Below are 10,575 nucleotides of genomic sequence, written 5' to 3'. Positions count from 1 at the left end.
GCCGCCGTCCTTGCCGGGACGGCGCCGGCACCCGGGAAGCTGCCCGCCGCCGTCGGAAGCTATCCCGCGGGAACCGGCTGCCCCTGATCCCAAACAGGTAGCGTCAACTGTCGTTTCGGCGGCTCACGATGACAGTTGGCGCTACCCAGTTGGGGGAGTGTGGGTTTAATGGTCAGGTGCCCATTCTGAATAAAGACATGACCCTCTGCATCTCGCTCTCGGCCCGTCCCAGCAACAACGGGACCCGCTTCCACAACCACCTGTACGAACAGTTGGAGCTCAACTGGATCTACAAGGCGTTTGCCCCCACCAACCTGGAGCAGGCAATCGCCGGAGTCCGGGGGCTGGGCATCCGCGGGTGCGCCATTTCCATGCCGTACAAGGAGGACGTGATTGCCCTCGTGGATGAGATGGACCCTTCCGCCAAGGCCATCGATTCCGTCAACACGATCGTGAACAACGAGGGCCATCTGAAGGCGTACAACACCGACTACACGGCGATCGAACAGCTGTTGGTCTCCAACTCCGTGCCCACTAGCTACTCGGTCTTGGTCCAGGGTGCGGGGGGCATGGCCAAGGCCACCGTCGCTGCGCTCCGTGACGCCGGGTTCGCTAATGTCACGGTCCTTGCCCGCAACGAGACCACGGGGCGGGCGCTTGCAGAGCAGTACGGCTTCCAGTGGCGTCCGGCGCTCGACGGCGGGACGGCGGACCTGATCATCAACGTGACCCCTATCGGTATGGCAGGGGGTATGGCAGGGGGACCTGACGTGGACAGCCTGGCCTTCCCGCAGGAAACCATTGACGCCGCGCAGGTTGTTTTCGACGTGGTTGCCCTGCCCGCCGAAACTCCGCTGATCAAGGCGGCGCGGGCCGCCGGGAAGCCGGTAATCACCGGAGCAGAGGTGGCCACTATCCAGGCACTGGAGCAGTTTGTGCTCTACACCGGCGTTCGGCCCACCGCAGAGCAGGTCCGTGCGGCGGAGGAGTTCATGCGCGCCCAGTAGCGCTCTTAGGCCGGCTCCACCACGATGGCCACCCGGTCCTCCCCGATGCGGGTCAGGACCAGGGTGGCTGTTTTGTTGCCGCCCTTCCTGCTGCCTGCGTTTTTGCCGCCGGGTAGCAGCTGCTTGCGGAGTTCCTCCGGGGTCACGGCGGTGCCGCGCTTCTTGATGTCCAGCACTCCGATGCCCTCCGCCTTCACCCAGGCCTTGAGCGCCTTGACGTTGTACGGCATGACGTCCAGCACTTTGTAGGCCCGGGCGAAGGGGGTGTCCACCAGCTGCGGTGCGCAGATGTAGGCGATGTGTTCATCCACCAGGTGCCCGCCCAGCTGCAGCGCGACGTCGGCCACCAGCCCCGCGCGGATCACCGCACCGTCCGGCTCGTACAGGTAGCCTTCCACCGGACCCACCTGGGCTGCGGGTCCTGCGCCGAAATCCTCGCCGCTGGTCAGCTCGGCCGCACCTTCGCTACCCAGGACCAGCGCTGCCCTGCGGACTCCGGGCCGCCGGACGGCGTTGAACCACAGGGCCACTTCGGTGACATCCCCGGACACTGAAACCCACTGGGCTTCGCAGTCTGCGGGCACGGAATCATGCGGCATCCCCGGCCCCATTTTGACGCCGACCGCGCGGCCGGAAGCCGCCAGGGACTGAACAAAGGACAGCGGCGGCGAAAAGGCTTCCGGGTCCCAGATGCGCTTGGTTCCGGAGGTGGAGGTGACCCGCCGCGCAGGATCCAGCCAGACGCCGTCGATCCCGTCCAGCGGAACGGCGGTGGCATCTGCATGGACCACGGTGGCGTTGGGGAAGGGGATGAGGTTCACCGTGGCGCAGGCGGCGGTGGTCTCGTCCATTTCCACCGCGGTCACGGTGATGTCCATCGAAGCCAGCGCCAGCGAGTCGGCGGCAAGGCCGCAGCCCAGGTCCACCACGTGCTTGATGCCCGCCTCCGCGAACCGCTGGGCGTGCCGGGCGGCCACGTTGAGCCTGGTTGCCTGCTCCAGGCCGGCCTGGGTGAACAGCATGCTCCGGGAAAACTCACCGAACTTGGCTTCGGCCCTGGTCCGGAGCCTGGACTGGGTCAGGACGGCGGAGACCATCGCGGGGGAGTGCCCGGCCTTGCGCAGGGCCGAGTTGAGTTCGAACGACGTGTCCTCCTGGTAGGGCCCCAAAGACGCCAAGAGGTCCCATCCCTCGGGGGTCAGGAGCGGCGCGATCTGGTCATGGGGAGCTTGAGACATGCGTTCCAGCCTAGTGGAGGAGGGTCCGGCGGGATGCGGATAGTGTTGAAAGCATGGAAGAGAGCGCAGGCCCCCAGCAGTCCGGAGAACCAGCCAGGGACAGGGGCCCCGCCAGATTCGCCCGTCCGGCACTGATTGCCGGATCCCTGGTGACGGTAGTGTGCATCGGGCTCCTGGCGGTGATCTTTTTCCTCGATACGTTCAATGCCACTGTCTACTCTGTGGGTGGTGACGACATCGCCGGTGACACCCAGGAAGCGCGGGACATCCGGGGGCTTTACGACGGCGCCCGTGCCGGCAGCATCGCCGTCCTGGTTGTTGCCCTGCTGACGGCTGCAGGGGCGGCGGTGGTGCTTTACCGGGGGCGGAACTCGTCGGCCGGTGAGGGTGAGGGCGGGGATGACGTCGACTTCGACGACCTGGGACGCTGAGGCGCCTTTCCGCCTGCGCTGGTGAGCAGCACCCCGGAGATGACCAGGACGCCGCCGAGCACCTGCGCCACAGTGACGGGCTGGCCCAGGGCCACTGTGATGATGGCGGTGAACACCGCGATGAGGTTCAAATAGTTGCCGGCGTTGGCCGCGGTGGTCCGCTTGAGGGCAAGGTTCCACAGCAGGTAGGAGCCCAGCGAGGGAAACAGTGCAATGAACGCCAGGGACCAGCCCTCAGAAGGGGTGCCCGGCAGGCCGGCGCCGGCCACGAGGGCGAGCGGGCTCAGGACCACGGCCGCCATCGCCACCTGCACCGCTGTGGAGGTGATGGCGGGAATGCTCAGCCTGCGGGCGATGATCGTATACAGGCCCCAGACGGTGATGGCCCCAAGGATCAGCAGCTCGCCCTTGTTGATGGAAAACGTCAGCAGGCGCTGCAGTTCGCCGCCGGTGAGCACCAGCAGGACGCCCAGCAGGCCCAGGCCGATTCCCATCCAGCTCAGCGGGCGCGGCCTGTCCCGGAGGAGGACCACGGCCAGCACCATGATCAGTGCCGGGTTCGCGGCGGTCACCAGGGAGGCGTTCAGGGCAGACGTGTGCTGCAGGGCGCTGTACAGCAACAGGGTGTAGCCGCTCATGCCCAGGGAACTCAGGAGCAGCAGGACCGGCCAGCGGCGCAGGACAGCCCGCCAGTCGGGCCGCTCCACGGCGTGGGCCAGCACCAGCAGCGGCACTGCGGCCAGCACCCATCGCCAGAACGTCAGCTGGAGTGGCTCCATAGTCTTCATGGCAGCCTGGCCGACGACAAAATTGCCCGCCCAGAAAAGGTTGGCAAGGATCAGGTATACGGCAGCTCGCACCGCTCAAATCTACATGTGGAGGGTTCGCGGATGACGAAACGCTGGCACTCGCCTTGACCGAGTGCTAACCCTTACATAGAGTCTTCATTAGCACTCTCCCTAGGAGGGTGCTAACACATGAAGAGCTGCCAGCCAGGCTGCTGCCGGCACCGCGACGACGGTATGCCAGCCAGGGCGGAAAGCTTTCCAGTCCACGAATTTGCTGACGAAAAGGAGAGGTCCGAGTGTCGGTCTCTATTAAGCCTCTTGAGGATCGTATTGTTGTCCGCCCGCTCGAAGCCGAGCAGACCACGGCTTCCGGCCTGGTTATCCCGGACTCCGCGCAGGAGAAGCCCCAGGAAGGCGAAGTTGTTGCAGTAGGCCCCGGCCGCTTTGACGACAACGGCAACCGCGTCCCGCTCGACGTTGCCGAGGGCGACGTTGTTATCTACTCCAAGTACGGCGGAACCGAAGTCAAGCACAGCGGCACCGAGTACCTCGTACTGTCCGCCCGCGACGTCCTGGCGATCGTCGTAAAGTAACTCCCCGGATCCCCGTGCCGCTGGTCATGCGTTCTGCTGGTCAGCTGCGCGGGGTTCTGTCTTGAAAGGACAAAACCATGGCAAAGCAGCTTGCGTTTAACGACGCTGCCCGCCGGTCTCTTGAAGCCGGCATTGATAAGCTCGCCAACACCGTCAAGGTGACGCTCGGTCCGCGCGGCCGCAACGTCGTCCTGGACAAGAAGTGGGGCGCTCCCACCATCACGAACGACGGCGTCACCATCGCCCGCGAAGTTGAGCTGGACGACCCGTACGAGAACCTTGGCGCCCAGCTGGCCAAGGAAGTCGCCACCAAGACCAACGATGTTGCCGGCGACGGCACCACCACGGCAACGGTTCTGGCCCAGGCCCTGGTTAAGGAAGGCCTGCGCAACGTAGCGGCAGGTGCCGCTCCCGGCCAGATCAAGCGCGGCATCGAGGTTTCCGTTGAAGCCGTTGCCGCCCGCCTGCTGGAGAACGCCCGCCCCGTTGAAGGCACCCAGGTAGCCAGCGTTGCAGCCATCTCCGCCCAGAGCGAAGAAATCGGTGAGCTCCTCGCCGAGGCATTTGGCAAGGTTGGCAAGGATGGTGTGATCACCATCGAAGAGTCCTCCACCACGCAGACCGAACTGGTCCTCACTGAGGGCATGCAGTTCGACAAGGGCTACCTGTCCCCGTACTTCGTCACCGACGCAGAGCGCCAGGAAGCCGTCCTCGAGGACGCCCTCATCCTGATCAACCAGGGCAAGATCTCCTCAGTGCAGGAGTTCCTGCCGCTGCTGGAAAAGGCGCTGCAGAGCTCCAAGCCGCTGTTCATCATCGCTGAGGACGTCGACGGCGAGGCCCTGTCCACGCTGATCGTCAACCGCATCCGCGGCACCCTGAACGTTGTTGCCGTCAAGGCTCCGGGCTTCGGCGACCGCCGCAAGGCCATGCTGCAGGACATCGCCACCCTCACCGGTGCGCAGGTTGTCTCCCCGGAACTGGGCCTGAGCCTGGACACCGTTGGCCTTGAGGTGCTGGGTACCGCCCGCCGCATCACGGTCACCAAGGACAACACCACCATTGTTGACGGCGCCGGTTCCGCAGAAGACGTGGCAGCACGCGTTGCCCAGCTCCGTGCCGAGCTGACCCGCACCGACTCCGACTGGGACCGCGAAAAGCTCCAGGAGCGCCTGGCCAAGCTGGCCGGCGGCATCGGCGTCATCAAGGTCGGCGCAGCCACCGAGGTTGAGCTGAAGGAAAAGAAGCACCGCATCGAGGACGCTGTTTCCTCCACACGCGCTGCCCTCGAAGAAGGCATCGTCGCCGGTGGTGGCTCCGCCCTGATCCACGCCCTCAAGGCATTGGATGAGGACCCGGCTGTCAAGGCTCTCGAAGGCGACGCCGCCGCTGCAGTGGGCATTGTCCGCCGCGCGCTGGTCCAGCCGCTGCGCTGGATTGCCCAGAACGCCGGCTTTGACGGCTACGTCATCACCGCCAAGGTTGCCGAGCTCGAGACCAACAACGGCTTCAACGCCAAGACGGGCGAGTACGAGGACCTGATCGGCGCCGGCGTCATCGACCCCGTCAAGGTCACCCGTGCGGCCCTCCGCAATGCAGCCTCCATCGCAGCACTGGTTCTCACCACCGAGACCCTTGTTGTGGAGAAGCCTGCCGAGGAAGACGAGCACGCAGGCCACAGCCACTAGTCCCCACAGGGACGTGGGCCCAGCCCTATAGTCACAAAAAACCGGTCCGGCATCGCTGGGCCGGTTTTTTGGTGCCGTCAGACGCTCCATCACGTCCCGCAGCATCGGGCAACCCTCCATCACCTTTGGGTGAACCCAAGGCGCCGAAAGCATATGCCTGCGGGAGCACCGCCGTCGGACTTCATCAGTTAGTGATGGAGCGATGAGCCAAAAGCCGCAGGAGCTGATGGGGCGTTGGATTGAAAACTGCAGGAGCTGATGGGGCGTTGGATGGAAAACGGCCGGAGCCAAATATCACCGGCGCCGTGGACAAGACCAGTTCGTCCACCCGCCCGGGCCTTTCCTATCACATATCCGCCATGTCCTGCGTCTTAACCTCACCGGCGCGCTCGTACACCAGCGACACCGCCCCTTTCGGGAAGCTGCGGGCGGGCTCGGCGAGGCGGAACGAGGCGGGGATGGTCCCGGCGTCGAACAGGCGCTTGCCCTGCCCGAGCGTGACGGGGTAAAGCCAGAGGTGGAGGCGGTCCAAAACGTCTGCAGCGAGCAGTGAACGGATGAGGACGCCGCTGCCAAACATGTGCACCTGGTTGTACTCCTCACGGAGCCGGCCCGCGGCGGTGGCGTCCGGCAGGACTGTCGTGCCCGCCCAGGCCGGAGCGGTCAGGGTGCTGGAAACAACGAACTTCGGCACCCGGTTGAGCGTGCCGCCGATGTCGCCGGACTGGTGCGGCCAGTAGCTGGCGAAGATGTCGTAGGTCTTCCGGCCGAGAAGCAGGGCATCGATGAGGCTGATCTCGGCCTCGATGGCAGCCTCAGCCTCGTCGTCGGATACCGGCATCTGCCAGCCGCCCAGGTCGAAGCCGCCCTCGGTGTCCTCTTCGCGGCCGCCCGGTCCCTGGTAAACGCCGTCAAGGGTCAGGAACAGGTTCGCAACGATGATTCCCATGCGTCCAGTCTGGAACTGCCCTCCGCCGGTGTCCAGCATCGCCCGGCATCCGTACCCGGCATCGGCCGGCGTGGCACACTGGTGCCATGCTGCTCGATGAGCTTGTGAGAACTACGGATGCCGTGGCGTCCACGCGCTCCCGGCTCGCCAAGGTCGATGCACTCGCAGATCTGCTGCGCAGGCTCGAGCCCGCTGACATCGCCACGGCGGTCGGCCTGCTGACCGCCAGGCCGCGGCAGGGACGGGTAGGGGTCGGTTGGCGCGGCATGTCAGCGGCCATGGGGGAGCCGGCCGCTGAACCGAGCCTGACCGTCGCCGACCTCGACGCTGCGCTGGACCGGCTGCTCGTCACCTCAGGCGCTGGATCTGCCGCCGAGCGCGCCGCGACCCTCCGGACGCTGACGGCGGCCGCCACCGAGCGCGAGCAGGCCTTCATCGCCGGCGTGCTGCTCGGCGAACTGCGTACCGGTGCACTCGAGGGCGTCCTCACCGATGCCGTCGCCCGCGCCGCCGACCGGCCCGTCGACGCCGTACGCCGCGCGGCCATGCTCTCCGGTGATCTCGGCGAAACCGCAATGCTGGCTATAACGGGCACGGCGGCCCAGCTCGCCGCCGTCGGCCTGGTGGTCGGCCGCCCCGTGCAACCCATGCTCGCCTCAACCGCGGCCAGCGCCGGTGCCGCGCTGGAAGTCACGGGGGAGGCATCGGTGGAATACAAGCTCGACGGCGCGCGCATCCAGGTGCATCGCCTCGGCGACGATGTGCGGATCTTTACGCGTACCTTGGCCGAGGTAACCCACCGGCTGCCCGAGGTGGTCGAGGTGGTGCGCCGCCTGCCCGTGCGGGATGTGATCCTCGACGGCGAGACCCTGGCCCTCAACGAGGACGGCGGCCCGCGGCCGTTCCAGGAGACCATGTCACGGTTCGGGGCGGACGCCGCGCGCGACACCTTGCTGCACCCGTGGTTCTTTGACGTGCTGCACGTCGACGGGCGGGACCTGCTCGACGAGCAGCTGATGACCCGCATCGAAGTGCTCGAGCGCATCGCTCCCGGGTATCGGATTCCCGGGGAGATCACGGCGGATGCGGCCGTAGCTGAGAAAGTGGCCCTGGATGCGCTGGCCGCAGGCCATGAGGGCATCGTTGTGAAGGCGGTTGGATCGGCCTACGCGGCGGGCCGTCGGGGTTCCAACTGGGTCAAGGTGAAGCCGGTGCTCACGTACGACCTGGTGGTGCTCGCGTGCGAATGGGGGTCAGGACGGCGCACCGGGCTGCTGTCGAACCTGCACCTGGGAGCCCTCGACCCCACCGGCGAGTTCGGCGAACCCGGCGGTTACGTCATGGTGGGCAAGACCTTCAAGGGCCTCACCGACGCCCTGCTGCAATGGCAAACCGGGCGCTTCCAGGAGCTCGAAGTGCGGCGAACGGCGGGCACCGTCTGGGTGGAACCCGTCACCGTGGTGGAGATCGCGATCGACGGCGTACAGTCTTCTTCGCGCTATCCCGGCGGAATAGCCCTGCGGTTCGCACGCGTCAAGCGCTACCGCGACGACAAGACGGCTGCCGAAGCCGACACCATCCAGACACTGCGGGCGCTGCTGCGTTCCTAGCTGGAAAAGGAGCCCCCGGGCGCGCCCGACTGCGCCGAAGTTACGGCCAAGGATGGGTCCGCGAGGTGCTGCGACATCATCCAACGCGCGGTACCTGGCCTGGAAAATACCCCAGTTGGGTAGAATTGATGTTTTGCCTAGCGCCTGTGAGGTATTTTTTGTGTCAGTAGCGAGAACAGCGGTTGCAGCCGGACCGCCTTCCGGAGCCGATGCCAAGAGCCGGAAACCAACGTTCCGGCCGGAGGTCCAAGGGCTCCGGGCCCTCGCCGTCCTGATGGTGGTTGCGTACCACGTCTGGCTGGGCCGGGTGTCCGGCGGGGTGGACATTTTCCTGCTGATTTCGGCTTTCTTGCTCACGCTTTCCTTTGTCCGTAAAGCGGAATCAGGGCGCCCCTTCGGGCTCCTGGGACATTGGCTGCACCTGTTCAAACGGCTGCTGCCGGCCGCCGTTGTGGTCATTCTCGGTATCCTCGCCGGGACGTGGCTGATCCTGCCGCAGAGCCGCTGGCCACAGGTGCTGGACCAGGCCTGGGCGTCGCTGCTGTACAACCAGAACTGGCTGCTCGCTGATACCGCTGTGGACTACTACGCTCAGGACCATGCCGGCGCCAGCCCGCTCCAGCACTTCTGGTCGCTGTCCATCCAGGGCCAGGTGTTCATCCTGTGGCCGCTGATCTTCGCCGGCACCGCGGCGCTGCTGGCGCTGGCGCGCCGCGTCCCGGCACTTAACAGGGCGAACTACCGGGGGCTGCTGGCGCTGGTTTTCGGCACGGTCTTCGCCTTTTCGCTGGCCTACTCCGTGGAGCAGACCGCCACCAACCAGGCGTACGCCTACTTTGACACCAGGGCCCGGCTTTGGGAGTTCGCACTGGGGTCACTCCTGGCACTTGCGCTGCCCTACCTCAAGCCTGCCCGGGCCCTGCGGGTCATACTGGGCTGGGCGGGGCTGGCGGCCATGGTCTCCTGCGGCCTGCTGCTGACCGTGGACCGGTCCTTCCCCGGGTACGTCGCGCTGTGGCCCACCCTCGCCGCGGCTGCGATCATCGTTGCGGGACAATCCGGCAGCCGTTACGGTGTGGACACGTTCCTGGGCAGCAAACCCATGGTGGCGCTGGGGGATAACTCCTATGCACTGTACCTCTGGCACTGGCCCGTCCTGGTTCTTGCGCTCGCCGCCACCGGCGTGGACGCACCCAACCTGGCCCAGGGACTGGGCATCGTCGGCGCATCGGTCGTCCTCGCTGTCCTGACCACCCGGTTCGTTGAAAAGCCGCTCCGCGACTGGCACTGGCCCAAACGCCGGGCCTGGCGCACCGCCGTCGTCATTGTTGCCTGTGGGGCCATCCTGGCCGGTCCCGTGGCCGTCTGGCAGACCACGCTCACCGCAGAGGAAAGCGCGACGGCGGCCCAGCCGCGCGAGCTCACGCCCGGGGCGGCGGCCCTGAACCCGGAGCACGCCCCGGTGCCCGATCCTGACGCCAAGATCATTCCGGGGCCGGCCGCGCTGGACAACGACTGGGCCGGCATCCATGCCCCCTGCACCGGAGCCAATGCCACCAGCGACCCCATCCTCGAAGGATGCCGGCAGGAGGTTCCGGAAGGGGAGGTCACCAAACGCATTGTGGTCCTTGGCGACTCCCACTCCCAGCAGTACCTGGGTGCGCTGGCGCCCATTGCCGCAGCGCGGGGCTGGGAACTGGTGACGCTGCTGATGCCGGCGTGCCGCTTTGGCGCCGAGTCGGTGGAAAGGAACGCGGAATGCAATGCCTACAGCCAGGCCAGCGCCGCCTACGTCCTGGAACACAAGCCCGACGCAGTGTTCACGGTGGCGTCGCTGACCCATGAGGAAGCCCCGTTCGAAACCGAAGTCCCGGGTTACCTGGAGGGCGTCCGGCCGTTTGCTGACGCCGGGATCGAGATTATCGGCATCCGGGACAACCCCCGCTTTACGTTCAACATGCCCGAGTGCATCCAGCGCAACGGCCCGGACGCCCCGGAATGCAGCGTGTCCCTGGAAGAATCACTGGTGGACCCCTCTCCGCTCGAAAACTACTCGGGCCAGGTTGAGGGGCTGCACCTGATGGATCTGAGCGACTTCATCTGTGCCCGCGGCATCTGCCCGGGCGTGGTGGGAAATGTGTACGTCTACAAGGACGACAACCACCTCACCCGGACCTACGTGGAAACCATGATCCCCATGTTCGAACAACGGCTCCTGGCCGCGACCGGCTGGAACTGACGGCTCTACAGCATCCCGCTGTGGGGCTGCCG

At 66.1% G+C, this 10,575-nt stretch carries 9 protein-coding genes; 6 read left to right on the top strand and 3 right to left on the bottom strand.

The window, feature by feature from the left end; genetic code table 11:
* Positions 1-176 precede the first annotated feature (176 nt).
* The gene (locus tag AC5RV1_RS18520; RefSeq protein ID WP_493995566.1) at positions 177-1,007 is read left to right on the top strand and encodes a shikimate 5-dehydrogenase; all 831 of its coding nucleotides are present in this window, start codon (positions 177-179) and stop codon (positions 1,005-1,007) included.
* Between the two features lie 5 nt (positions 1,008-1,012).
* On the opposite strand, the gene AC5RV1_RS18515 is transcribed toward AC5RV1_RS18520, so the two are convergent.
* A complete protein-coding gene (locus tag AC5RV1_RS18515; RefSeq protein ID WP_493995565.1) occupies positions 1,013-2,245 on the bottom strand; it encodes a THUMP-like domain-containing protein in 1,233 nt (410 codons plus the stop codon).
* A gap of 53 nt (positions 2,246-2,298) precedes the next feature.
* Between AC5RV1_RS18515 and AC5RV1_RS18510 the strand changes: the two genes are divergently transcribed.
* Complete coding sequence (locus tag AC5RV1_RS18510; protein ID WP_493995564.1) at positions 2,299-2,676, top strand: hypothetical protein; 378 nt, start codon at positions 2,299-2,301, stop codon at positions 2,674-2,676.
* Here AC5RV1_RS18510 and AC5RV1_RS18505 read toward each other — a convergent pair.
* Positions 2,601-3,536: a DMT family transporter gene (locus AC5RV1_RS18505; protein ID WP_493946743.1), complete on the bottom strand. Its 936-nt coding sequence runs from the start codon at positions 3,534-3,536 to the stop codon at positions 2,601-2,603. The genes AC5RV1_RS18510 and AC5RV1_RS18505 overlap by 76 nt on opposite strands.
* A 224-nt stretch (positions 3,537-3,760) precedes the next feature.
* On the opposite strand from AC5RV1_RS18505, the gene groES reads away from it, so the two are divergent.
* Entirely contained in the window at positions 3,761-4,057 is a 297-nt protein-coding gene (gene groES / locus AC5RV1_RS18500) for a co-chaperone GroES (RefSeq protein ID WP_050054380.1), read from the top strand.
* A gap of 77 nt (positions 4,058-4,134) precedes the next feature.
* Entirely contained in the window at positions 4,135-5,745 is a 1,611-nt protein-coding gene (gene groL, locus AC5RV1_RS18495; RefSeq protein WP_256248322.1) for a chaperonin GroEL, read from the top strand.
* A gap of 346 nt (positions 5,746-6,091) precedes the next feature.
* On the opposite strand, the gene AC5RV1_RS18490 is transcribed toward groL, so the two are convergent.
* Positions 6,092-6,694 (bottom strand): dihydrofolate reductase family protein, encoded by a 603-nt coding sequence (locus tag AC5RV1_RS18490; RefSeq protein ID WP_493995563.1) that lies wholly within the window; start codon positions 6,692-6,694, stop codon positions 6,092-6,094.
* Positions 6,695-6,780: 86 nt separating this feature from the next.
* Between AC5RV1_RS18490 and AC5RV1_RS18485 the strand changes: the two genes are divergently transcribed.
* Both AC5RV1_RS18485 and AC5RV1_RS18480 read left to right on the top strand, forming a co-directional pair.
* Entirely contained in the window at positions 6,781-8,304 is a 1,524-nt protein-coding gene (locus tag AC5RV1_RS18485; RefSeq protein WP_493995562.1) for an ATP-dependent DNA ligase, read from the top strand.
* A 160-nt stretch (positions 8,305-8,464) separates the two neighbouring features.
* Positions 8,465-10,543: an acyltransferase family protein gene (locus tag AC5RV1_RS18480; RefSeq protein WP_493995561.1), complete on the top strand. Its 2,079-nt coding sequence runs from the start codon at positions 8,465-8,467 to the stop codon at positions 10,541-10,543.
* Positions 10,544-10,575 lie beyond the last annotated feature (32 nt).

It is taken from the genome of Arthrobacter sp. Hb9-2 (genome assembly GCF_059091165.1).
The sequence above is the reverse complement of the archived record's forward strand: the minus strand, read 5'-3'. Positions and strand labels throughout refer to the sequence as shown.